This is a genomic window from Gemmatimonadaceae bacterium (assembly GCA_037721215.1).
In the GTDB taxonomy this organism is placed as follows: domain Bacteria; phylum Gemmatimonadota; class Gemmatimonadetes; order Gemmatimonadales; family Gemmatimonadaceae; genus UBA4720.
The window spans coordinates 38,706-64,005 of record JBBJNV010000008.1 but is presented as its reverse complement, the minus strand read 5'-3'; the positions used below and the strand labels follow the sequence as shown (position 1 = coordinate 64,005).

The following is a 25,300-nucleotide window of genomic DNA, read 5'->3' as shown; positions in this document are numbered from 1 at the left end:
CGAGTGTCCGCCGGAATTGCTTGCAGGCGAATGTAACGGCGGGTAATTTCCACTGACCAGGGCTCGGGCCGGCGGTTGCCTTCCGGTTCGCTGGCGATGGTCGCATCACGACGTATGTTGCCACCTGGGTGTCCTCTTCGGCCAGCTCATGGCCGCCGGGTGCCGCTCCGTTTCAGGTTGTCGTCTCCACTTTTTACCAAGGCCTGCACTATGCACACACGACGTTTGACCATCACGGTCGCCATTCTGGGTTCATTCCTGGCGGCGTTCGTTTCAACTCACGCACATGCACAGGGAGTCACGACCGGCGCCGTTAGCGGCGTGGTCACCGACAGCACCGGTGCAGGACTGGAAGGCGTACAGGTTTCAATCACCAACCGCGCCACTGGTTTCACCCAGCGCACCATCAGCCGCGAAGGCGGGCGGTTCAACCTTCCCTCGCTGGAAGTAGGTGGCCCGTACACGCTGGAAGCGCGCCGGATTGGATTCTCGCCGCAGACCCGGGAGAACATCCAGATCCAGCTGAGCCAGACCAGCCGTCTCGATCTCCGGATGACATCGCAGGCGGCACAGCTTGCCGAAGTCGAGATTCGCGCCGCGGGTTCTACGGGCGAGATCATCGCGCCTACCAGCACCGGTACAAAAACAACTATCTCCGAGCAACTCCTGCAGCGCGCTGCTACCACCAGCCGCAACCTCACCGATTTTACGAGGCTCGCCCCCCAGGTCTCCAGCTCCGGCCCCGGGTTCTCCGGCGGTGGAATGTCGAACCGCATGAACAACGTCCAGATCGACGGAGCGACCGAGCGGGACGTATTCGGGCTCGGCTCCACTGGTCAGCCAGGTGGACAGATCAACGCCAAGGCAATCTCGATCGACGCGGTTAAGGAATACCAGATTCTGCTCGCGCCGTACGATGTGCGCCAGGGCAATTTCGGCGGGCTTCTTCTCAATGCCGTCACGAAGAGTGGAACCAATGAATTACACGGGTCGTTATTCCAGTATTTTCGCAACCAGGATTACGGCCGGGACGTTCCGACGCTGCGCGCTACCGACTTCAGCCGCCGCCAGACTGGTTTCACCCTTGGCGGGCCGATCATCAAGGACAAGCTGCATTTCTTCACGGCGAACGAATGGACGAGAGAATCGACGCCCGTAAGCGGACCGTTCTTCGGTCAGCCGAGCGACGCGACTACGGCGTTCCCCTTCGTAGATGCCGACATCACCGCATTTGAAGCCGCCTACCGCGCAAAAACCGGAGCCCCAGAACCGGGTGCTGCTGGCATCATCAATTCGCCGACGCCGATGAATAATCTGTTCGGCCGACTGGATTGGCAGATCAACAACAGCCATCGGTTCGTCGCGCGGATGAACTACACCGACGCTGTCAATAACAATCGCCGTCAGAATGCGCGTACTGCCACGCGTGCAATCTACTCTTCCAATTTCCACGCGATTAACAGCATCAAGAAGGCTCCTGTCGTCCAGCTTTTCTCGAATTTCAGCAATGGCTGGAGCAACGAAGCCTTTGTCGGCGCGACCTTCGTTGAAGACCGTCGCACGTCGGCCACCGTCTTTCCCCAGGTTACTGTCAACTACACCGGTGGCCGTCAGATCATTGCCGGGACAGACCAGTTCTCGCAGGGAAACGAGCTTGATGCCGACACTTACGAATTCACCAACAACCTGACCATTCCCCGCGGCGATCATAGCTTCGTGGTCGGCACCCGAAACGAACTGGTAAAGATTCGCAATCTGTTCAGTCAGAGCTCCTTTGGAGTCTGGACCTTCAACAGCATCGCTGATTTCCAGTCGAATACGGCGAACGGTTTCCGACGGGGGATCGTACTTGGCGAAGATCCCAACGTGTACTTCGACGCGATGCAGAGCGCGTTTTACGCTCAAGACATCTGGACCGTGAATCCGAAGCTCACCCTTACGCTCGGAGTTCGCGGCGACATAAGCCGTTTCCTTACCGACAACAGCTATGCCTCTGCCATCGATTCGGCGTACGGTGCGCACGAGACACCAACCGGAGCTTTCCAGTTTTCGCCGCGGTTTGGCTTCAACATGGACGTCACTGGCGACCAGAGAAACCAGCTCCGTGGTGGTATCGGCCTGTTCGTGGGCACGCCGCCGTATGTGTGGCTCGAAAACGCCTATGCGCAGAACGGCAAAGTCATAACGTTTCTGCAATGCGGTGCAGGCTTCGGCAACGCCGCGAATCCAGCTCCAGCATTCAACACCGATCCAACGGTCTACAACACCTGCGCCAACGGGCAGGGCGCCAAGCCGATTGGCGATGTGAGCTTTCTCGATAAGGACATTAAGTTCCCGCAACCGATGCGCGCCAACCTGGCCTACGACCGCGTGCTTCCATTCAATCTCATCGCCACGGTCGAGGGGTTGTATTCGAAGACCCTCAATCAGTTGTTCTTCGTAAACCGCAATCTCGCAGGCCCGGTGGCGACGGACCAGTTCGGTCGCACTCTTTACGGCGTAGTCGCGGCGGCTGGCACTGCGATCCCGGCACGGCCGGCTCAGGTCATCGCCAACGGCGGAACTGCTCGATTCAGCACCGCGATCGACATCGAGAATCAGAACAAGGATTACGCGTACAGCATCACCACTCAGCTGAGAAAACGTTATTCAAATGGCTGGGAAGCCTTGCTTGGCTACAACTATGGACACGCATATGATGTCCAGAGCTTCACATCGAGCACCCACATCTCTAACTGGTCGTTCGGTCGGACCCTGTCCGGGGTGCAGGAGGTTCCGGGTGAGCCCACCGTTTCATTATTCGATCAGCCCCATAAGGTTTCTGGTTTCCTGACGAAAACCTTCGGTTGGGGACGGTTGATCAAGAGCAGCTGGGCGGAGGGACTCGGGACGGATGTCACGCTCACGTACTCCGGAGTTTCCGGGTCGCCCCACGACTACGTCTATGGCGGTGCCAGCGGCCGCGGCGACCTGAATGCAGATGGAGTCTCGGGGAATGACCTCATCTACGTTCCCTCGGACGTGAACAATCTGAATCAGATCCGGTTCGCCCCTCTCACCGTGTCGGGAGAGACTCTCAGTGCGGCTGATCAGGCGTCGGCGTTCAATCAGCTCATCGAGAGCAGTCAATGCCTCAGCGACGCGCGTGGCAGCATCCTGAATCGCAATACCTGCCGCCTGCCGTTCTCGCACAGTGTCGATCTCACGTTCCGTCAGAACATTCCGCTGGTATCGTCAGCACAGCGGGTAGCCGTGCAGCTCGATATCTTCAACTTCGGTAATCTCCTGAACAAGGATTGGGGACAGCAGCGGGTAAGTCCGATCAGTGGCTTCAACAATATCTCGCTGCTCACCCACACGGCCAGCAGCACTGCCGTTCCCGCAACGGCTGTTCCGACAGTGACGTTCAATTACCGTACGCTTGACCCGGACAAAACCGGCACGATCGACCCCTACCGGGTTGGAAACTTCACCTCGAATTACTGGAGAATGCAGCTCTCGGCCCGAGTGAGCTTCTAGTCCTGGCGTTCTGATTCAGCATCAGGCGGGCACGGACTAACGTTCGTGCCCGCTTGGTATTACCCTGTTCTCATGTCGGCAAACGTCCATTGTGCACTCGTCGTTGCCGGACTGTTGATGGTGCCCGCGAAAATACAGGGACAGGCGGCACCAGTCGATTCCGCCGATTCCGCCCGCATTCGGCTGGCACCCGTTACAATTACCGCCACTCGCCAGACTCGATCTTTGTCCGACGTGCCGCTCGCGGTGTCGCTGGTTACGCGCGTGCAACTCGACGACAAGCGAGGCGTAGCCCTCGACGAAGCATTGAATGGGATTCCCGGCGTGCTTGCCCAGTCACGCTATGGCGGAAGCGATGTCCGCCTCACCCTCCGCGGTTTCGGCGCACGTGGAGCAGGAGACCGATCGAACGCCGGCACGTCCCGCGGCATAAGGATTCTCCTCGACGGCATTCCGGAAACCGAACCGGATGGTCGTACTTCATTCGATCTGATCGACCTGCACGCGGCAAACCGCATCGAGATCGTGCGATCGAACGCGTCGGCTCTCTGGGGCAACGCCGCTGGCGGAGTGGTAAGTATCTCCACTGTGCCGGAGTTCGATGCACCTTTCGCGAAGCTGCAGCAGATGACAGGCAGCTTTGGCCTTCTACGTACGGTTGCCCAGGGGGGAACGAAATTCGGCGCATCGTCGCTGTCGTTCACCTTCACGAATACCAGTCAGCGGGGCTGGCGACAGCACTCCGATAGCCGTCGTTTTCTGGTGAATTCTTCTCTCGACGCGCCTCTCGGTGACGACACGGATGTAAAAGTTTTCGTGACCGCCGCCAACAGCCTGTTTCATATTCCCGGACCGTTGACCCGCGCAGAGGCGATCGCAAATCCCAGGGCCGCCAACGCCACTTACGCCTCGCGCGAGGAGCGACGATACAACAAAGTGGCTCGAATCGGTGTCACACTGGACCACGCTTTGTCTGGCTCGCGCTCGATCTCCGGAATGGTGTTCACCAATCCGAAAATCCTGCAGCGGTCGGAACGCAACACCTTTCGCGATTTCGACAGACACCATGTCGGTGGCAACCTCGTGTTTCAAACGATCTTCAACGTCGCCACCGGCATCCGCGCATCCACCTTGGCAGGGGGCGATCGAGCGTCCCAAGATGGAAAAATTATCTTCCATACTCTCACGCCGTCGGGTGGCCGGGGCTCGCAGATTCGCGACAACAAGCGCGAAGGCGCATCCAATACGGGCATCTTCGTTCAGCAGGGCCTCGTCTTCAACGACAGGCTGAATCTCGACCTCGGCGTACGCTACGACAACGTTCGCTACGACTACAGGAACCTGATCGATCCGGCAACCGATGCTGGAAAATCTTTCGCCCGAGTCACGCCAAAGCTCGGACTGAGCTATCGTTTCTCGCCTGCGAACAGCATCTACCTGAACCTTGGCGGCGGTGTGGAAGCCCCAGCCGGGAACGAAACAGATCCCGCTTCCACGTTTGGCCAGGACACCGTCACAGCGATCAATCCCCTGCTTGAACCAATCCGGTCGACCACCTTCGAAATCGGCGCCCGGCGTCTGGTGATGCGCAGCGAGACACAGCTCGTAAGATCAGTGTCTTACGATGCCGCGCTTTACGTCACCGATGTCGCCAATGAAATCGTCCCATACCGTGGTGGTCGGTTTTACTTCAGCGCCGGCCAGGTTCAGAGAAGAGGCGCTGAATTCGGCACTACAATAACCGGTTCGGGAGCAGCCGAGTTTCGAGGCGCCGCGACTTTTTCCCGCAACCGTTACGTGCGGTATACCATCGATTCGGTCCACTACGGACGGCCCGGGGCAATCGCGAGTTACGCAGGGAATCACGTAGCCGGAGTGCCAGGCTTCTACTTCAGCGCGAGCGTAGCGAAGGGTATTGGGCCGGGCTTGCCGGCGCGCGTCGAGCTGGCCCTCCGTGGCGTAGGAAAGTATTTCCTCGATGACGCCAACGCGGCCGAAGTACCCGGTTATCAAACGGTAAGCGCGACATTGGCGTCCACCCGGCCTCTGAGCATTGGACGAATCGGTGTCCGCGGCTTCATAACGCTGGAAAACATTGCGAACCGCTCCTTCACTGGCTCTGCCTTCGTCAACCCCGATATCGTCAACGGAGCGGCGGTTGCATTCGAGCCGGGAACGCCCCGAAGTCTCCTTGTTTCGCTATCGCTCGAAACGCTGCGGCCGTAGCAGGGGCTCCTGGCGCGCCAAAGGCTGAGGCACCTATATCGATCCGGTGTTGCACTTTGCTTCCCCGCAAATAGCTTAGGAAAGGGATTTCAACACGGTCGCAGTCACATATGGGGCCTTTCAAGAATAGTCCACCCCGCGGGTTCCGCGGGTGCGTAGCCATGGTCGCGGCATTAGGGCTTGCTGCGTTTGACTCGCGCCCGGCATTGTCCCAGGAGCTTCAGGCCCAGACATCGATCGTCATCGCGTTCATCACTGACAGTGTCGGGCGCCCGGTAGCGGGAGCCGAAGTGCAGGTGGTGGGGACTTCACTCCGCGGAAACACCGACGAGGAAGGCCGGGTTGCGTTGCTGGCGGTGCCATCTGGCGCAGCCGTCCTGCGAGTACGGCGCCTTGGATTCGCTGAGAAAACAATCCCGATCTCGGTCATTCCTGGTTCCACTCCCGACACGCGTGCGATGCTCCTGCCGGTCGCGCTCGATTTGAAAAAGGTCGTAGTGAAATCGAGGATGCTCAAGCCCGACCGATATGCGCGAACCGGAAAGTTCGACGCGTTCTACGCGCGCCGTGCGCAGGGCCTCGGAACTTTTCTTACCCGTGAAGACGTCGACGCACGAGCTGCATCGAGATCCGAAGACCTGCTCCGCATGGTCACTGGAGTCAGAATCCGCTATCGCGGCATGGTCCCGTCGATCCAGTTTCTGCGGTGCGGGAGCGTCGCAGTCTACATTGACGGATTCAGGTCACACGATGGCTACGTGGGGTATTTCGCGCTGAGTCCACTCGATATCGAAGCAATGGAAGTCTATCACGGCATGGCAAGCGTCCCGCCGGAGTTCAGCCCCCGCCCTAACGACTGCGCCGCAGTCGTCGTCTGGACGAGATGGCACGGTGGGAATTAGAAAATCTTCAGGTTGATGTAACGCCGCGGGTTGTTCTTGACGTCGGCGAGCAGCGAATCCATCCGCTGGATCAACTTCCTTACGTCGTTGTAGGCGCCAGGATCATTCAGTGCCAGGCCAACAGTCCCCGGGCCGGAGTTCGCCTTCGACACCAGCGAATCGAGTTTCGCACTTGTTGCCTTGAAATCCGCCGTCAGAGCCGTCATGTTCGCGGACGTCTGCCTGACGTTGCTGAGCGTGGAATCGATCTTGGACGAGTCGATGCCGGAAGTAGCCCGCCGCAATGACGCCTGGGTCGCGATCAGCTGGCGGTTTTGCTCGGCGGCAATGACGCTGAACTGCGATACCAGCCGGTTCATGTTCAGCACCAGCTCATTCGACGACGCCAGGCTCTTGCGGAGATCGGCAACCCCTCCCGCAGCGATGAGCTCTTTCTGCAACGAGGTCGTAATTGCATTCACTGAGGTCGCAATGGAATCGGCCTTTCCGGTGAGTCCCGCAATACCAGGGGAGGATGGCCCGACAGGAACCGTATCCTCAGCGGGAATCGAGCGTGAGTTCGGGCCCACTGGTGTCAGCGCGATAGCCATGTCGCCAAAAATGCCGTTCGGCACTACAGTCGCCACCGTTCCCCGCGGAACCTTGTATTCGTCGCCAAGACGGAAGGTGGTCAGCACAGTTCCGTCCTGCCGGAGCTGCACTTCGTCGACGTATCCCACGTTGACACCTGCCAGCAACACCGGCTGCCCCTGCTTCAGTCCGGACGACCACGGGAACTTCGCGTACAGCGCATAACCCTTCGACAGGCCGCCCCGCGCCAGCCAGAGTGAACCCACGATAGCGATCAGTATCGCAATGGCCATCACTATTCCAACGAGTACGTCGTCGCGTTTTTTCATGCCTGTAAGTAGGGTGCGAGCAAAAGCGCAGTCAGCGCGTCGAGAACAAGTATGGCCACGGATGTGATTACCACCGCTTGCGCGGTACTGCGACCCACCCCCTCAGCGCCAGCGGTGGTGTTGTAGCCTTCATAGGAGCAGAAAAAGGCGATCGCTCCGCCAAACAGAATCGACTTAATGATACTGTAGACTATCTGGAACGGCGCGAATGCCAGCCGCAGCCCTTCCGAAAAAGCCGCGCCTGTCACATCCGTGGCAACCACGGCGGTAAAGAATGCGGTTCCAACTCCGATTGCATTGGCCATGATCGTCAACATCGGCACCATTATCAGCGCAGCGAGCAGACGGGGGACAACCAGATAGGCGATGGGATCGTAGGCGAGCGTCTCGAGTGCGTCGATCTGCTCGGTCACGCGCATGGTTCCGATTTCGGCAGTGATGCGCGCGCCCACCCGGCCGGTCAGAACCAGGCCCGTGAGCAGTGGGCCAAGTTCCAGAACGATCGATTGCCGGGATATCAGCCCCACGACCGACAGCTGCACTCCGCCAAACAGCTGATAGCGGGTCTGGAACGCGGTCACAGCGCCGATGAACGCCGCCACGATTGCCGTAAGCGGGAGGGAATCGACTCCGATATTGCGCATCTGCCTTATCGTCTCGGAGCCGTATGTAGCGGGATCCTTCAACCCCCGGCCGATATCGCGCATGAAATATCCACGTTCGCCGACCCGTGCGAACATGCCCGAAACCGCAGCGATCAAGTCTTCACGCGTGCAAAAAGTACGGCGCCAACAACACCGAAGAGAATGCTGGGCACCCAGGCCGCGAACTCGGGCGGAACGAGGCCGTTACCGCCAAGCCCCTTCATGAGCTGGATCATGAACATGAAAATGAGCGTAGTGCCGAGGGATACCCCGACACCGTATGCTGCACCCCCGCGTTGGGTGCTCGTCGCCAGAGCTGCCGCAAACAGCAAAATAATGACGCTCGTTACCGGAATGACGATCTTCAGCATCCGCTCCACGCGCAGCTGGTCGACGTCCGCGCCCGAACGCTCCATCGCGTTGATGAAGTTCCCCAGATCCCGGAATGCCATGTCAGTAGGCGCCTTTGGAGTGAGCATCAGGTCCTGAGGCCGCTCGACGAATCTGCGGTCGACCAGTGAATCGAATTTGTATGAAATGTTGTAAAGCGAGTCGGAGATCACGTGCATCACCCCCTGGCCGATGTTCCAGCCTTTGCGAGGCCCCCAATACTTCGCATTGCTTGCCGCTACAATATAAGAAGGGTAGCTGGGGCCTCTGCCTCTTCGCTCGACCGTCATGCCATCGATAACGCGGCTTTCGACATGCAGCGTCTGCACCTTGTAGACGCGGCCAGCATCCGCTGCGTAAGCGAAGTTGTAGCGCTCACTCATGGAAGTGAACGTCTGATTTTCGAGCAGCTCGAGCTTCCGCGAGTTGGACTGCGGTGCAATCTCACCAATCACCAACCCCATGCCGCTCGCCAGTATAGCGCCCAGAAAAATTGGAGCGATGAAACGATAGAAACTTATTCCCGACGCTTTGGCGGCCGTCATCTCCGAATGCCGGGTAAAGCTGCCAATCGAAAAAACGGTGGCGAACAGCACTGCCGCCGGAAGGATCAGAAACATCGACTCCGGCAAACCGTAGACGTAGCTGAGCGCGATGTTCCGGATCGGAAGTTGTTTTGCCAGATACTTGTCGAGATTGTCGGTGACGTCGAAGACAATCAGCAGCAGCGGAAACCCGAATGCGGTTGCTGTGAATATCTTCCAGAATTCGGAGAAGACGTATCTGTCCAGCGGACGAACGAGACTCACGCGCGATGCGAACCAGAACCAGTCACTGCCCCTGTCCCGTGGGGTGGCGTGCGTCCGAATCGACCGCGGATGGCGTCGATGATCTCCCGCGAGTCTCCACCGCGGGAAGATCCGGTTCTGTTGCCGACCTTTGCCAGCATCACCAGCGCCAGCGCGCCAAATACGAGATTGGCGCCCCACATCGACATGAACGGCGGAACCAGGCCGCGCCGAGCGAGCGACTCACCGGCGATCAGGCCGACATAATACAGCGCAAACACTACAAGACTCACCCCGATGGTGAGACCTACGCCACCTCGGGGGAAACGGAGCGCGATAGGCGCTCCAAGCAGCACGAATACAAAGCAGGCAGCCGCGAGCGCAAACTTCTTGTGGATCTCGACTTCGTAAAGATTCACCGTGTTTCGCGCATCCATGAGGCGAAGGCGAGCCGTCTCGACCTGGGCCGGAATAACCCCGTCCGGGATGACAACAGGCTGCCTGACAACGCTCGGGTCCGTTTGTCCAGGCGGCTGACCAGGTTCGACAGCTTCGGCAACGGGCGCAAACCGCTGTCCAGGCCCAGCGTTACCTGTCGACGGGGCGCGGGGCGACGGTTGCTGGGCGCCAAGCCCGCCGGCTCCCACCTGCCCCAGCAGCCCGCAATAGGCGTCGCCAAGTCCTACCGTTATCGGAGTGGCGGTGCGGGTTTCGAAGACCTCTCTGGCCAGCTTCACATTCCGGTTTTTTGCGAGAGCGGTTTTTTCAGCAAACTCCATTTGTGCCTCAGTCAGCGACCGGCGCGCGATCGACGCGTTCTGCTCCATTTCGCACACCGACATTTCCCGTTCGCCCTTATAGCCATCGTTGGCAGTCTTGCGGAATTCGTTACCCACGCCCTTGATGCGGATCAGCTCCGTGTCGAAGTGCAAACGCTGTAGCTGATCGGGGGAGGCTACCGGAACATCCTGGACCGTCCCGCTGTATAGCGTCAACTGGAGATCTGCCTGGTCGGGCGACATGCCCATATTGCCGCTGTCCGCGTAAATCGTACGCCGCCGGATTGGGTCACCGACATCGTAGATGGTCACTTCGCGCATGATGTTGGACGTCTTCTCGAGGTGGCCGGCCCGCAGATACAGCTTGCCGGGACTCACCTCGTTGATGACCTGCTCGCGCAACCCGAAAGTGGGTTTTTTCTGCGCGATATCGCTCTGTAGCGTGCGCAGCTTGTGGTTTGCACGCGGGAGAATCTGATCGTTGAACGCGACCATGAAGAACGTCACCCCGAGCGCCGCCCACAGTACGGGCGTCAGTACATACCTCAGGCTGACACCGCTGGCCTTCATTGCGGTTATCTCGTTTTCCGAGGCTAGCCGGCTGAACGCATACAGCGTCGATACCAGGACAGCCATCGGCAGCGACAGCGCAACCGTCAGCGGAATTGAGAGCCCCAGAAACTCGGCGATTATCTCCAATGGCAACCCCTTGCCGACAAGATCGCCGAACCGCTTGGCGATGTATTGCAGCAGCAGCAGCGCCGTGAGCGCCGTCATGGCGAACATGAGGGGGCCGAAATGCTCCTTGAGGACGTATTTGTGGAGTATCTTCACACTGTGAAATATACGGGGCCGCTGTGCCTGTGACCCTCATTTGAGAGTCCGACCCGGGGATCGATCGGCTGTACGCGGGCATCTGATCTCATGGCTGCTCACGTTCATGGCGACCGGTCTGAGCGCGGATTCAGCAATGGCTCAGCAAATACCCCGCGACACCGCGAGGCAAGCTCCCAGCGATACCATACTACGGCCGCCGCGAGACACATCGTCCGTGCGGCCGGGCGTCCGGATCAGGCTAGGCGGCGATTCCGTTGCGCTACGCCTCCCGACGGTTTTATCTCGCGCCGAGCGGGAGACCTTCCGGGAGGCGGTTCAGCAGATCGAGGCTGCGCGCGCAACGGCTTTCCAGCAGAACATGCGCTCCATCGAGCGAGCGGTGTGGGGCCAGATAGCGGCTTCTTCGTTCGCGACGGCCGTAAAGTCGCCCGATTACCCCCAGGAGATGATCGACAAGGCCGATCGCCGCGTGGCAGCCCGCGCGAGCGACATCATCGCCGACCATTCAGACCTTGGCCTGCAGCTCAACGCCCGCATGGAATTCCGCGGCGAGCGAAACCAGAATGACCGCTGCGCCGTTGGCGGGTTCATCGACCCCACCTACAACTGCGGTAGTGGCTTCCTGCCGATACTCGATTTTCAGTTCAACGCGCGATCGGGTGGTGTGATTGCCGACCGAATTCACGTCGATGTGGACTATGACACGCAGCGCGAGTTTGATGCATCCAACAACATCTCGATCAGTTACGGCGGAAAGCCCGGCGAAATGCTCCAGCGTGTTGAAATCGGCAACGTCACGTTTCAGCCGCCGGCATCGCGCTTCATCACTGCCGGAATCCCGAGTGGCAACTACGGGCTCCAGGCGATCGCCAGAGTGGGCTCGGCACGGCTTAAGGCGATAGTTGCGCAACAGAAAGGCAATGTCGTCAGCGACCGGGTGTTTACGGTCGGCGCAAACACACTTTCGTCCGTGGATCGGCGCATTGAGGATCATCAGTTCGAACCTCGCCGGTTTTTCTTTACCGTGCCTCCCCGGCTGCTCACGAACGCTTATCCGAACATCGATATCCTGGACAGCCGGAGGATGGCCGAGCTGGCGATGTCGCTGCCCGACACTCTGCGTCCAACCCGTGTGTTCCTCTACCGCCTCCTGATTGGTGGGCAGCCGGTAAATCCGAGCGGGCCTCAGTTCCGCATCATCGGCGATGCCCGCTCGCGCCGCGGCCAGGTTTACGAACGGCTCCGCGAAGGGATCGACTACTACGTGGATCCATCTCAGCTATGGATTGCCCTCGTTCGACCACTTTCGCTGAACAACGAGCGGCTTGTCGCCGCCTACCGCGTCCGGGTGAATGGCAGGGATACTATCCACGTCACCACCGGCGGAACGCCGGACCTCGAGTTCCGTCCCCAACTGGAGCAATTCGCGAACCTGCTATGGGATCCGCAAATAGTCCCGGGTGACCCTGCGTTCACCCGGGAAATCAGGAGCGTGTACCGAATCGGCGGCCCGGACGTGATCCGCCAGAGCGTTGTCCTAAAAGTCGTAACGGGCACGAGCGATGACCAGGAGAAGGCGGTCGATCCCACACTCCGGGGAGCGGATACGTTCCTTCAGCTATTCGGATTGGCGCAACGCACGAATACTTCGACCTTCGACATAGAGAACAGGCTATGGCCACGGCCATCCGATCCGAACTTCGAGCTGAGTCTCGGGCCATCCTCGGCCCGCGTGATCCGCGATCAGTTTCTCGTCTTTCCGTCGTTACGGCCGTTCGCGAGCGACGGGCTCGCCGGCCGGGTCAATCCCTCTAACGATACGATCTACACAATCCCCGCCGAGTACTTGCGGTCTGCACAACGTCCGCCGTCGGTTTACCATATCCGCGCGCGCTACCAAGCTGAGGGCAGCGGAACGGGCGGTACCCTGATGCTCGGTGCAGTGCAGGTGAGACCGAACTCGGACCGGATCTTCATGGATGGAACTCCGCTCGTTCGGGGCAGCGACTACACGGTCGATTACGACCTCGGACGCGTAACTTTTACCCGCCCCGACACGCTCTTCCGTCATCCGCGACAAGTGAGCGTTCAGTTCGAGGAAAACCCGATTTTCGCCCAAACCCCGACATCGATCCTCGGAGCTACGGCAGAGTTTCCCCTTTCGAGCGGCAGTGTGAATTTCACGGCAATCTCCCAGACCCAGAATTCGGCTTTCAATCGTCCGCCCCTTGGTTTCGAGCCTGCCGCTTCTCTCGTTGCGGGCGTTACGGCCCAGTTCGACTTCAATGCATCACCGCTGACGTCATTGGTGTCGATGCTTCCGCACGGTGAAACGCGGGTGCCATCGAGAGTGAGCGTTTCAGGAGAGTTCGCTGCCAGCCGTCCGAAGCCAAACGCCGCTGGCCAGGCATACATCGAATCGTTCGAAGGCGAAGGGGGCATCACCGTGTCCCTGGCTGATCCACAATGGTACTACAGCAGCCAGCCCGCACTTGGACGAGAAGTGGCATCGCGGCTCGGCTCCGATATTTTCGACCTCGCGCGGGCGTCGACCATGGCGTGGCAGAGTGAGGGTCTCGATCTGGCCGGCAATCCTGTTCGCTACCGGATCGAGGATATCGACCCGCTTACCAACATTGTTGGCGCGGGACTGTCGGGGTTCGAGCAGATTTTATGGATGACGCTCTACCCGCTTTCCATCGGCGGGCTCCGTGAAGGCGGTAACGTGACTGGAACCGGAGATCGTTTTCAGTGGACCGTCGGCATGGCCCCGCAGGGTCGAAGATGGAGATCGATTCGTACTCCGCTCGGACCTAGCGGCTCGGATCTTTCGCGAGTGGAGAGCGTGGAATTCTGGGCGCAGATACCGATCGCACCGGGCCGGCGCGCACGCAATCCGCTGATGGTGCTGGATTTTGGAGATGTGTCCGAAAACACGGTAGCCTTCGCTCCCGATACTCTCAGAGTGCGCAGGGGCGCCCCAAGCACGGCAGGTACCGCTGACAGCACTTACACCGGAAAGTCGTTGCAGGGATACGACCGCCTCGACAGCGAACGTGATCCATTCTCGCGCGCCTTCAACGTCGGAGTCGACGACAGGGGAATTGCAGGCGACGTTGCCGACGCAATCGTAGTCGTCACGGACACGGTACCAGGCGGGCCGGCACGGGTGGAGACGGTTGGCAACGTCGCGACTTGCAGAGGCGGCTACTCTCTCGTGCAGATCCTCGGCGACTCTCGCAGCAACTGCACAGTATTGAACAACCGGCTGGATGGAGAGGACATCGACTCTGACGATGTCCTTAACCTCACCGTCGTCGATCGTGATGCAGAGCAGTTGAAGCGCTATGTAGTGGATCTCGCGGACAGTTCCAGCTACAACCGCGTCGGCCGATGTGAGGCGGCGCGGCCGACAGTTGGCGTTCAGGCGGAGCGAATGTGCTGGGTATTCTTTCGCATCCCATTCAGATCGGCGAGCGATTCGCTGGGTTTGCCGCTGCTTCGCCGCGTTCGTGCACTGCGGATGACGATGGTTTCCAGCGATCGCGTGACGGATGGAGAATTTATCCGGGTGCCGCTCGCGCGTTTGCGGCTCACTGGCGCTCCCTGGCTCAAACGGCGTGATACAGGCTTGCGCGGCGTCGCCGCCGAGGAACCGGGCGGGGGATTTGTGACCGCCGGTGTCATCGGCACTCAGGACCGCAATCTTCCCGGGGGAATCGACTACGAATCTCCGCCCGGCGTCGTCGACGAGCCGGACAGTAAACGCATCAATTTTGAATCGAACCGCGTTCAGATCAACGAACGGTCGCTCAGGCTGACGGCAGGCAATCTCAACCGATACGACCGGGCCGAAGCCTATTTCCGTTTTCCTGACGGCGAAAAGAATTTCATGGCCTACAAGGAGCTGCGACTGTGGGCACGCGGCATCCGCAATGGCTGGGGCGACAATGGGGAGCTCCAGTTCTTCGTCAAGATCGGACGTGATCCCAATAATTTCTATCTCTATCGCACCCCGCTCAACGGAGGATCAGGGCGGAGTGCGTGGCTACCCGAAATCCGCGTTGATTTTCTCAAGCTGTTCGCACTGCGAGCAGAGATTCAGAACGCATACCTGCAGGGACGGACGAGAGGGTCATGCACAGGCACGGACTCCGCCCTCATCGCCAGCTCGCCCGTCCCTCCTTCGGGCGTGCGGTACGTCGCATGTTCTGATGGATATATCGCCTACACGTCCGATCCTGGCGTAAGTGCCCCGAACCTCTCTTCAGTCCAAGAGCTGTCGGTAGGTATGATCAGAGTGGGCGAGATGGGTTCATCGCGGCCGGTGGCTCCTGGTGACACGCTCGAGCTCTGGGTCGATGATATCCGACTCGGCGGCGTTGTGGATGCAGCGGGCTTCGCCGGTCAGATCGGACTATCCGTGATTGCGAGCGATTTCGCGGACATTCGAATGAATGTGAGCCGCCGCGACCCTCAGTTCAGGCAGCTTGCCGAGCAACCGAGCTTCCTAACCGACAACAGCGTGAACGTCAGCTCCGCTTTCCATCTCGAGAAACTGCTGCCGAGGTCGCTGGGTCTTTCAATCCCCATCACCTTCAACTACGCCTCGGCCAGTATCGACCCGTTGTTCGTTTCGCGATCGGATGTGCAGGGTGACGTAATCGAGGGATTGCGAACTCCGCGGTCGGCTGCCACGTCCGTGACATTTTCTGTCGCGCGTGCCACGCCGCTTACAAACTCGAGGTTCGCGCCACTGCTCAACAATCTGTCGTTGTCCAGTGCGTACACATCGGCAGCGGCGAGAAGCGAGTACGAAGATGGCCGTGCTCGCAACTTCACTGTCGGGCTGGATTACAACCTGTCGCGGGCGTTGCTTCCGAATCTCTCCCGATGGTCGCCGGCCGAGTTGCATGTCACGAGTGTTTATAGCCGGGGCAGGGACCGGCGGTCGGCGTTTACAAAACCGGCCGCCGCGTTCGACGACATACCCCGGGATATCGCCGGCCTCACAAGTACATGGCGGAACGGAACTTCATTACAATTACGGCCGTCCCGCTCATTGTCTGGGCGGCTCGATTTCAGCTCTGTGCGCGACCTGCGAGGTTATGGCGACGACACGCCTCTGGGAATAATCGCAAGCACCGAACGTGCGGGCCTGCTCGGTGCGAACACAGGATTGGAGAGAGAGCGGGAGATGCAGGCCGGGATCAACTTTACCCCGGCGATATCGTCGTGGATCAAGCCCCGCATCGACATCGGCAGCTCGTTCAACATGCTTCGCGATCCGAACACCCTGAGCTATCTGAATGTTGAAGACACAGTAGTGCGGCTGCCGCGAAGGCTCGGCAGCGCACAAACCACATCCGCTGGTTTGACGATTGATCTTCCTCGTGCAGCGAGACTGTATGCTGACAGCGGCGGCCTGGTGCGTCGAATGCTCACGGCCATGCAGCCGCTCGATGTGAACTTCAATCGAAGTCTCATTTCGGTATTCGATGGGAGCCCATACGATCCACCGATATCCTATCAGTTCGCGTTTGGCGGGCCGGGACGGTTTCGCGAGCTTGGCGGCAGGCCCGCAACAAGCGCCGGCATGCTGAGCCAGCTCTCCGCCAATCATTCGATGATCCTTCCGTTCGGTATGACGTTGGCGAACCGCTATCAGCTCATCAATGCCCGCAACTGGACGCGGCGCATCGATGAACGGCAGGCAGTGGCCGATGGCACGCAGGTAGTTTTCCCGGATGTGTCGCTGAGATGGAGCATGAAGCCCAGCCGCCTGCGTGGTGTGTTTTCTAGCATCGGCGGGAGCGCACGTGCCGTTCAGACACGGCAGGTAAATGCACGACAGCCCGAACTGGTTACGGGCCTCGGGGGGCAGGATGAAGTCGATGACGGCGAGCCTGCTGCGTTTATGATGGACCGGGGAGTGTCGGTGGTACGCAGCTACCCGGCAAATCTCTCATTGGTATTTGCTGGCGCGAGGCCGTTTTCCAGCACGCTCGGATACACGATTTCACAGCGCAGGGAGACGCGCCCCGGCCTGAGCGCGAAGAATGCGAGTGCGGACGTGAACGTCGAGATCGCGAAGCCGTGGGCGGTGCCGCCAGAGTGGAAACTCCGCAGCGATCTGCGTACGAGGCTCAGCTATCAGGACACTCAGGGCGATAACTTCGTCCTCAACCCGCTGGCCAGTAACGGCGAAAGCCGGTTGAGCGACAACGGGCGCCGCGCATGGAGCTTCAGTGCCGATACCGACGTTGCAGAGAATCTTTCATCCAGTTTTGTCGTGTCTCGTGTCGAGAGCTTCGACAAGAATCTGAACCGCCGTTTCACACAGACTGTGCTGAGCGCAATTCTGCACCTGCAATTCTTCGCCGGCGATCTCAAGTGAATCGACGCCTGGCCTGGCTCGCAGTGGCGACCGCGTCGGCTATCGCCGGTTGCAGTGGCGACAGCGGACCGAAGGCTGGCAAATTCGACGGTGACGCCGCGCTGAAGTATGCCGCGGCGCAGATGGCGTTTGGCCCTCGCGTTCCCGGGACGCCCGGCGCGCAACGCGGCGGCGACTGGATTCTGCAGCAGATGCGAGAGCGCGCGGATACGGTCATCGTGCAGAGCTGGATGCATACCACGGTCGACGGCAAGCAACTTCCGATGCGCAATATTCTCGCGCGGTTTCAACCGGCGGCGACATCCCGCATTCTTTACCTGACGCATTGGGACACCCGGCCCGTCAGTGACAACAGCGAAAACCTGGGCGACCAGCAACTCCCTGTGCCCGGCGCGAACGATGGAGCATCGGGAGTAGGACTCTTTGTCGCCCTCGCCGACGCGTTGAAGAAGACGCCGCCATCCATTGGCGTCGATCTGCTGTTCGTGGATGGGGAGGACTACGGAAACTTCAACACGATGCAGGACGTGTTGATCGGTTCCACCTACTTCGCATCGCATCTGCCGGATTCGTCGTACAAACCTATCTTCGGCGTGCTGTGGGACATGATCGGAGATGCAGATCTTGCAATCAAGAAGGAGCCGTACTCGATGCAGGGTGCGCCGGAGGTCGTCGATCGGGTCTGGCAGAAAGCGGCGGAACTTGGACACGACGACGTATTTCTTCCGGTGGCGATCGATTATCCGGTGACGGATGATCACGTGCCTCTGCTGAAGGCGGGACTGCGCGTGATCGACGTGATCGATCTCGATTATCCATTCCATCACCGCCCCACGGATACAATCGAGCGGATTTCTGCACGTTCGCTGTCTATCGTGGGGGAGGTCGCGGAGGCGCTGCTGCGCTAGCTGACAGAGGGCAATGCGGCAAATTGTTTACCCAGGCCGCAGGGCGGTGCAGGTCTGCATTCGCCAACAGGCGACCATCAACACCATGGCTACGCCGGGTGAGCGCAAAGCGCTGATGTTTCTGGGGGTGGTAATCGCGCTTGGGTCCGGTACCCGCGCCGTGACAGCTTTCACTGGCGATGTGCCCGCGGACAAAAGTGCGCGCCACGCCATCGATGCGCAGATTGCAGCGGTCGATTCAGTGCGCCGTGCGGGTACCGGAAAACGAAAAGGGAAGGGACGCCGCGCGAAAAGGCCAGTGGCCGCCGTTCCCTCTGTCATCGACGTCGACGTTGCGACGGTTGCAGAGATCGAGACGCTGCGGTGGATCGGCCCCGCGCTCGCCGCCCGCATCGTTGCAGATCGCGATAGCCTTGGCCCGTTTGGCAGTCTGAAGGAGCTGGAGCGAGTTCGCGGCATCGGTCCCGCGCTCGCCGCAAAGCTCGACTCGACCGTAACCTTTTCTCTCGTACCGCGTCCTTCAACCACAGAATACTCAAGGTCTTCCGCGCCCGCCAAGCGCCGGCGGAAGCCTCGCCCGGGGGATGTAAATCTTTGACTGCTCCTACCGCCATCGCTGTCAGGAGCGAGGAGATAGCAAAGATGACCGCACCAATGCAGGCGATTGCCTCGGCAGAGACGCCCGTTCAACCGCCGCCGCCGGCGATGGGTATCAACCTGCGTACGCTGCTGGAGGAGATGGTGTCGGTCGGCGCCTCTGACCTGCACATCGTCGCCGGTGAGTGCCCAAAGCTCCGCATCGATGGCCAGATGACGAGCGCCCGCACGGGCGGCATCCTCACGCCAAAGGACACGCTGTCGCTTTCCTATTCGGTGCTCACGGAGAATCAGAAGAAGCGCTTCGAGATGGAGGACGAGCTGGACTTTTCGTTCGGCATCGCCAGTCTCGCCCGCTTCCGCGGTAACTGCTTTCGCCAGCGCGGGTGCGTCTCGATGGTCATCCGCCAGATCCCGTTTTCGATCAGGACTTTTCAGGATCTCGGTCTTTCGGCGGCAATCGCGAAGATGGCGGAGAAGCCGCGCGGCCTGGTGCTGGTTACAGGTCCGACGGGGTCTGGAAAGTCCACAACCCTTGCGGCGCTGATAGACAAGATCAACCGCGAGCGGAAAGGCCATATCATCACCGTCGAAGATCCGATCGAGTTCATCCACAATCACCAGGGATGTCTCATCAATCAGCGCGAGGTGGGAACCGATACAAAGTCGTTCGCGTCGGCACTCAAGTATGCGCTGCGTGAAGATCCCGACGTCATTCTGATCGGCGAGATGCGTGATCTGGAAACGATCCAGGCGGCTCTCACCATCGCCGAGACCGGACACCTTGCGTTTGCAACGCTCCATACCAACTCGGCTGCAGAAGCCATCAACCGCATTATCGATGTATTCCCCGCTCATCAGCAGTCACAGGTGCGGGCGCAGCTTGCGTTCGTGCTCGAGGGAATCGTAACGCAGACGCTGGTGCCCAGGGCCAGCGGCCGCGGGCGCGCCATGGCGGCTGAGATTCTGGTGGTGACGCCGGCAATCCGCGCGCTCATCAGGGACGACAAGGTTCATCAGATCTACTCGTCGATGCAGGCTGGCAAGAAGTTCGGCATGCAGACCCTGAACGATGCTCTTTACGCTCTCTACATGGCTCGCGAGATCGGAATCGACGAAGCGCTCAAGGTGACAAGCTCGCCTGACGAATTTCTGCGGATGATCGGGAAGGAGCCAACGCCGGACTCGACTGCTCCGCCCAGCCAGCGACCGCTCACTGGTGGACTGGCCAACAAACGATAGAGCTGCACGCATTTCCGGCTGGCGGGTTCTCGTGGACCGCGCCACCGGATGTTCGCCATACTGACGTAATGGAGATCTGGTAATGACGACGTTTACATATACTGCCCGCTCGTTTTCGGGCGACATTCGCACCGCCACTCTGGAGGCGGCGTCGCGCGACGACGTGGTCGCTCAGCTCAGGCGGCAGCGGCTCAATGTCGTGAAGATAGACGAGGCGACACCGAAGAAGCCCAAGCGTGGCCACATCAAGATGCGCGATATCGTCATCTTTACGCGGCAGTTCAGCACAATGATCAACGCGGGTCTTCCACTCGTCCAGGCATTGACGATTCTGGCCGAGCAGAGCCAGAATAAAACGTTGTCCGACATCACCCGCAAGGTTGTGTTCGACGTGGAGTCGGGCAACACCGTTGCCGACGCGCTTGGCAAACATCCTCAGGCGTTCAGCGGCCTCTACGTGAACATGGTCGCCGCGGGCGAGGCCGGTGGTATTCTCGACACCATCCTGATGCGTCTCGCGACCTTCATGGAAAAGAATGACGCGCTCATCAGAAAGGTTAAGAGCGCGATGATTTATCCTGGAGTGATCATGTCGGTTGCGGGCATGGCGATCACGGTGCTTCTGATATTCGTCATCCCGGTATTCGAAAACCTGTTCAGCTCAGCGGGTCTTGCACTGCCATTGCCGACGCGGGTTGTGATGGGAGCGTCGCGGTTCCTGAAGAGTTACTGGTTTGTCGTGCTTGGGGTTGTCGCCGCAGCGGTGTTCATGTTCAAGCGCTACCGCGCGACATCGAACGGCAAGCTCAAGATCGACAAGTTTCTGCTTCGAGTTCCCGTGCTTGGCGACGTGCTGCGAAAGTCTGCGGTGTCGCGATTCACGCGGACGCTCGGTACGCTTATCAGTTCCGGCGTAAGCATCCTCGACGGTCTGGAGATCACCGCCAAGACCGCCGGCAACCGCGTGGTCCAGGATGCGATTATGGAGTCGCGTGCGTCGATTGCCGGCGGAGATACCATCTCGGCGCCGCTCAAGAAATCTGGCGTGTTCCCACCAATGGTCATCTCGATGATAGCGGTGGGTGAGCAAACGGGCGGGCTCGACGAGATGCTCGCCAAGATCGCTGATTTCTACGACGAGGAAGTCGACGCCGCGGTGAGCAATCTGCTGTCGCTGCTCGAGCCGGTGATGATCGTGTTTCTTGGCATCGTGGTCGGCGGAATGGTGGTCGCCATGTACCTGCCGATTTTCGACATGATCAACGCCGTGCAATAGGAGCGGCCCCCTCGAGTTACATCACACGTGGCCATTTTGGTGCATGACAATTGACAACCTTCACTTCGTCAAGGCGGTTTACGTAGGCGACCCCATTCAGGTCCGCCACGTATTCCAAGCTGCGGATCGATGATCGCCGACGCGCGCGCTCTGGATCAGCTTCGGCGGGCGCCGTAATCGCTTCCCAAAGGCCGGCGGTCCCGGCTCATCCGCCGTATGCGCCGTGCAATCACGACACCAAATGACGCTGTGGCCAGCATAGCAAACCATTTGATCCGTAGCGGTTCCGAAACGTGCACTTCGGGATGGCGGAACTGGTCAATGTAGGCCGACAGCGAAAGTGTCCCAAAAGGCCCACGCCGTAGCCAATGCGCACCACGAATCCTCGGTCCAGCCACCAAAAGGCACAGATGCACGCTACGACCAGCATGTAGTAGGCGCCCAGCCATAGCGGCAGGGTCAACAGCATTAGCGGGCCAAGCACCAGAACGAGCAATACAAACTCGCCAGCCACCGACATCGGACTGGGATGATGCCGCCCCTGTTCGTCCCGTTCAAACGACTCGAGTAGCGCGCCGAAGATTCGTGGCCGGGCCAGATGGTGCTGCGTCATAACGTAGACACGCTCCGCGTAGGTTACTGGGACTTCTTGACGGGCGGCTGTCCCTTGCAGCGCCTGTCCCACACCCAAAGGGCGAGGTGGCGTGCTTGCTTGCCTTCTTCCTCAGAAATTGCCGACGGCGGCACTAGAATTCGAGGCTCGCCTGCTGCGCTGTCTGCCGCGGCGGAGCCATCGCCTAACATGTTCGTAGCAACCGCCCGGGTCCCGTGCACGCTGGAATCCGGGCCGAAGCGAACCGCAAAAATATAAGACGTGTCGTCCTGAGTCTTCCTTTCCGCCGCCACCTGAAGCGCCAACGGCCGGCCGGCGGAATCGTAACCAGCAGCGATATTGCGAATAAACACGCCGGGTTCCCCGTGCGTCATGACAATCGTGACAGCGAGGCCGACGCGGGCCTCGGCAGTGTCCGCAGGAAAGTTCTGACACATCAGCGGCGTGGGTAGAACCGGCAATCCGAGCGGGTCGAAAGATGGATGATCCTGCGCGACGGCGACGCCCGCGAACAGGCACAACGAGCCCGCCGTAGCGGCGAACATGCGGACAACCCTTATGCGAACACCCGGCGGCTTCGGCCGGGTGCTCAGTAACAGCGCATCCATGGCGAGGCCGTATCGTGTTCTCATCGCTCGATTACCGAAGCGGCAAAACTGATCGGTACATCAACCCTGCGGATCGCACGCAATACTCGCATCTCAGCCTTCTGGCGCGCGAGATAATCGGCCATTTGCTCACCGACGCGGGCCTGCGGGACAAAGGTGACTGCAATCTCCGCGGGCTGTACCAATTCAGCTACCCATGTGCGGGAGGCGGGCTTGTTTGTAGCACGAACTTGGCTGATGTAGCGTTCAGATGTCTCGACAATCCGTCCGTCTGCGGTTCGGTCACGGGCCGGCCGGTCGAGCACGAGACGCCAGCGGGCGCCTAGCGCATTTCGATCCTGATAAAAGGGATGAATAAAGTTTCGGCACTCCAGCGATCCACCGCTTCATGCGTGCATCTTCGACCTCTTTCATCTATGAGGCTGGCCTAAGTGAGATCTCGGCGTTCGGCGAACTCCGTGTGCGATCTGCGCTTCTGCCAATAAGGTGGGAGTGCTTCTATCTACGCCTGCCGGAAGCGGAACACAAGCAAGAAGATTTTCCGTGAATGTTTTCGAGCAGGCCTCGCTTCCCACTCTGATGCCTGGTACCGATCCATTGAGTTCCCCGGCCGCAGGAAACAACGCCGTAGCCGGTTCGACTCTCGCGGCAACGACAGCCCAACTGGCCGTTGCTGCCGAGGGCTATTCGGAATGGCGCTGCGCGCGCATTTTGTGCGATGCCCTCGCAGGAGAACGCAATCGCGCTGGGCATTCAGGAGGCACGTTTGACCGACGCTTACCGTGAGCGCATGCTGGCCATTACCGAGGAACTCCGCGTCCAGGGTGTGAGAACCTACACGTCTGCACCACCGATGTACCGGCTGGCATGGCGAGCCGGGCTCCGCGTTCGTCCGCCTCTGTATCAACCCTTTGCTGCACTGGCTGTCGGCATCGGTATAGGGTTCGCAGTCGTCTGGGGACTGGTGATGTGGTTGTTGTTCTGGCGTGCCGAAAGCTTTGGGTTGACGAACGTCCTGGTCCGAGCGGTTGTCACCGGGACCGTATATGGTGTGTCATTGGCATTCTACTATCGGTGGAAGGCATCGAAACTCCGGTTGCCCCCACTGGACCCAGCGCCTACCTGACCGTCGCAAAGGTGCGGCACTCCAGGCATACGGTCCTGGCTGAACGTCGCATCGGACGGAACAGGATATCTCCTGGCTCCTTCACTACTATTCGCCATCCAGGGGTGTCTGCACCGCACGGGGTGTCCCCCAATTATGTCTATCTGCCCGACGTGGGGTATTCTGCCGCTCGGGAGATATAGATGTAGTGACCCGCATCGGTTCATGCGAGCTGTGACTCATCAGCCGCTTCTGATAAACGGAGTATTCCAGTGAAGAAGAACATTGCTGTACTATCGGTGCTCGCCGCGGTCGCTCTAACCGCCTGTGGAAGTGAACCCGTCGCTCCCGTCGTCGATACATTGACACGCGCCGAGTCCATCGCCCTTCTTCAGGCGATCGAAGAGCAAACGCTCGAGATCCTCGGCGCGGCAGGCTCACTGCCTGTCACAAGTGAACAGGTGCAACGGATGACCCGGGTCGCTTCTACCAGCTCCGGCGCCGTACCCCAACCGTTCGCGATTCCACTGACTGCCACGGAAATCTGCGATTCGCAAAGCGGTAGCGTGTCACTCTCTGGTACCGCCACGGGATTGCTTGACGACGTGGGGCTCAATTCCCTCGAAATCTCTGCGCTGATTACGCACCGCAATTGCAGGATCGACACCGGGGCAACGGGCACGTTCGACATTTCCGGCGCGCCGAACATCCAGCTGAAGTCCTCCCTCCGCTTTGTTGGCGGCGTTCCGCAGGAGCCGGTAGAGTTGTCGATGCGCGGGACAGTAGCGTGGCGGAATGCCGGCCGCAGCGGCGAATGCGCACTCGATCTTACGGTGCTCACTTCGATCACAACCAGCCGGGACGAGGTTCGCGGTACTTTCTGCGGAATTGCGGTCAACGAGTCCAGATGACGATGTGAGCGAGCCTGCGGCTCTCCCACCCGCCATGCTGGAGATCCCGCGAAAGCAGGATCTCCAGGCCGGGTCGGCCGACGAGGCAACGTTCGACACGCTGTTCCGCTCGAACTACGGGAATCTCTGCACGTTTGCGTACGGCTACGTACACTCCACTGAGCTCGCGGAGGAAATCGTGCAGGATGTGTTTGCGTCGCTGTGGCAGCGTCGTGACACCTGGCAGGTCGACGGGAGCGTCCGCGCATACCTGTTCGGCGCCGTTCGAAACCGTGCACTTCGCGGTGTAAATCGCGGGATCCTCGAGAACCGGGGGGCTGCGATCCTGGCCGCCGAAGCAGCGCTTGAAATCGATGATCCGCCCGCAACAGACACACTGCTGGATGCCTTTGAGACCGAAAACGCGGTGCGCGACGCGGTCGCTACACTTCCTGAACGCGGCCGGCTTGCAGTCACACTGCGGTATCAACAGCAGATGAGTTATGCAGAGATCGCTCAAACAATGGGGATTTCGGTGAAGGGAGTGGAGCACCTGCTGGGGCGCGCATGGAACAAACTTCGAGGAGAACTCTCGTGGTTGCGCGCCGTCGAATGAGAGTTGTGCCGCTCGCTGCTGAAAGCGCAGAAGCCGTTCAGGTGAACGCAGCGACGGCACATGA

17 protein-coding genes are annotated in these 25,300 nt (G+C 59.8%); 11 read left to right on the top strand and 6 right to left on the bottom strand.

The window, feature by feature from the left end; translation table 11 throughout:
- Positions 1-210: 210 nt before the first annotated feature.
- The 3 genes from WKF55_05655 (at position 211) to WKF55_05645 (ending at position 6,647) form a co-directional block, all read left to right on the top strand.
- Positions 211-3,519, top strand: a complete 3,309-nt coding sequence (locus WKF55_05655) for a TonB-dependent receptor (protein ID MEJ7759060.1) — start codon at positions 211-213, stop codon at positions 3,517-3,519.
- A 45-nt stretch (positions 3,520-3,564) separates the two neighbouring features.
- Complete coding sequence (locus tag WKF55_05650) at positions 3,565-5,745, top strand: TonB-dependent receptor (protein MEJ7759059.1); 2,181 nt, start codon at positions 3,565-3,567, stop codon at positions 5,743-5,745.
- A gap of 161 nt (positions 5,746-5,906) precedes the next feature.
- On the top strand, positions 5,907-6,647 hold the full coding sequence (locus WKF55_05645; protein MEJ7759058.1) for a carboxypeptidase regulatory-like domain-containing protein: 741 nt from the start codon (positions 5,907-5,909) through the stop codon (positions 6,645-6,647).
- On the opposite strand, the gene WKF55_05640 is transcribed toward WKF55_05645, so the two are convergent.
- The 4 genes from WKF55_05640 to WKF55_05625 are packed head-to-tail and all read right to left on the bottom strand — an operon-like array spanning position 6,644 to position 10,981.
- A complete protein-coding gene (locus WKF55_05640) occupies positions 6,644-7,546 on the bottom strand; it encodes an MlaD family protein (protein ID MEJ7759057.1) in 903 nt (300 codons plus the stop codon). The genes WKF55_05645 and WKF55_05640 overlap by 4 nt on opposite strands.
- On the bottom strand, positions 7,543-8,286 hold the full coding sequence (locus tag WKF55_05635) for an ABC transporter permease (GenBank protein ID MEJ7759056.1): 744 nt from the start codon (positions 8,284-8,286) through the stop codon (positions 7,543-7,545). The genes WKF55_05640 and WKF55_05635 overlap by 4 nt, the downstream gene beginning before the upstream one ends.
- Before the next feature lie 17 nt (positions 8,287-8,303).
- Positions 8,304-9,389, bottom strand: a complete 1,086-nt coding sequence (locus WKF55_05630; GenBank protein ID MEJ7759055.1) for an LptF/LptG family permease — start codon at positions 9,387-9,389, stop codon at positions 8,304-8,306.
- Positions 9,386-10,981, bottom strand: coding sequence for an LptF/LptG family permease (locus tag WKF55_05625; protein MEJ7759054.1), 1,596 nt, complete (start codon positions 10,979-10,981; stop codon positions 9,386-9,388). The genes WKF55_05630 and WKF55_05625 overlap by 4 nt, the downstream gene beginning before the upstream one ends.
- 136 nt (positions 10,982-11,117) lie before the next feature.
- On the opposite strand from WKF55_05625, the gene sprA reads away from it, so the two are divergent.
- The 5 genes from sprA (at position 11,118) to WKF55_05600 (ending at position 21,404) form a co-directional block, all read left to right on the top strand.
- Complete coding sequence (gene sprA / locus WKF55_05620) at positions 11,118-17,381, top strand: cell surface protein SprA (GenBank protein MEJ7759053.1); 6,264 nt, start codon at positions 11,118-11,120, stop codon at positions 17,379-17,381.
- The gene (locus WKF55_05615) at positions 17,378-18,289 is read left to right on the top strand and encodes a M28 family peptidase (protein ID MEJ7759052.1); all 912 of its coding nucleotides are present in this window, start codon (positions 17,378-17,380) and stop codon (positions 18,287-18,289) included. Before sprA ends, WKF55_05615 begins: the two co-directional genes overlap by 4 nt.
- Before the next feature lie 13 nt (positions 18,290-18,302).
- Complete coding sequence (locus tag WKF55_05610) at positions 18,303-18,887, top strand: helix-hairpin-helix domain-containing protein (GenBank protein MEJ7759051.1); 585 nt, start codon at positions 18,303-18,305, stop codon at positions 18,885-18,887.
- Positions 18,888-18,931: 44 nt separating this feature from the next.
- On the top strand, positions 18,932-20,128 hold the full coding sequence (locus WKF55_05605) for a type IV pilus twitching motility protein PilT (protein MEJ7759050.1): 1,197 nt from the start codon (positions 18,932-18,934) through the stop codon (positions 20,126-20,128).
- Positions 20,129-20,210: 82 nt separating this feature from the next.
- Complete coding sequence (locus tag WKF55_05600; protein ID MEJ7759049.1) at positions 20,211-21,404, top strand: type II secretion system F family protein; 1,194 nt, start codon at positions 20,211-20,213, stop codon at positions 21,402-21,404.
- 636 nt (positions 21,405-22,040) lie between these two features.
- Here the strand turns inward: WKF55_05600 and WKF55_05595 are convergent.
- Positions 22,041-22,649, bottom strand: coding sequence for a hypothetical protein (locus WKF55_05595; protein MEJ7759048.1), 609 nt, complete (start codon positions 22,647-22,649; stop codon positions 22,041-22,043).
- The gene (locus WKF55_05590; GenBank protein ID MEJ7759047.1) at positions 22,646-22,930 is read right to left on the bottom strand and encodes a hypothetical protein; all 285 of its coding nucleotides are present in this window, start codon (positions 22,928-22,930) and stop codon (positions 22,646-22,648) included. Before WKF55_05590 ends, WKF55_05595 begins: the two co-directional genes overlap by 4 nt.
- A 413-nt stretch (positions 22,931-23,343) precedes the next feature.
- On the opposite strand from WKF55_05590, the gene WKF55_05585 reads away from it, so the two are divergent.
- The 3 genes from WKF55_05585 (at position 23,344) to WKF55_05575 (ending at position 25,236) form a co-directional block, all read left to right on the top strand.
- Positions 23,344-23,751: a DUF6404 family protein gene (locus WKF55_05585; GenBank protein MEJ7759046.1), complete on the top strand. Its 408-nt coding sequence runs from the start codon at positions 23,344-23,346 to the stop codon at positions 23,749-23,751.
- Positions 23,752-24,002: 251 nt separating this feature from the next.
- Positions 24,003-24,641, top strand: coding sequence for a hypothetical protein (locus WKF55_05580; protein MEJ7759045.1), 639 nt, complete (start codon positions 24,003-24,005; stop codon positions 24,639-24,641).
- A gap of 4 nt (positions 24,642-24,645) precedes the next feature.
- Positions 24,646-25,236, top strand: a complete 591-nt coding sequence (locus WKF55_05575; GenBank protein MEJ7759044.1) for an RNA polymerase sigma-70 factor — start codon at positions 24,646-24,648, stop codon at positions 25,234-25,236.
- Positions 25,237-25,300 lie beyond the last annotated feature (64 nt).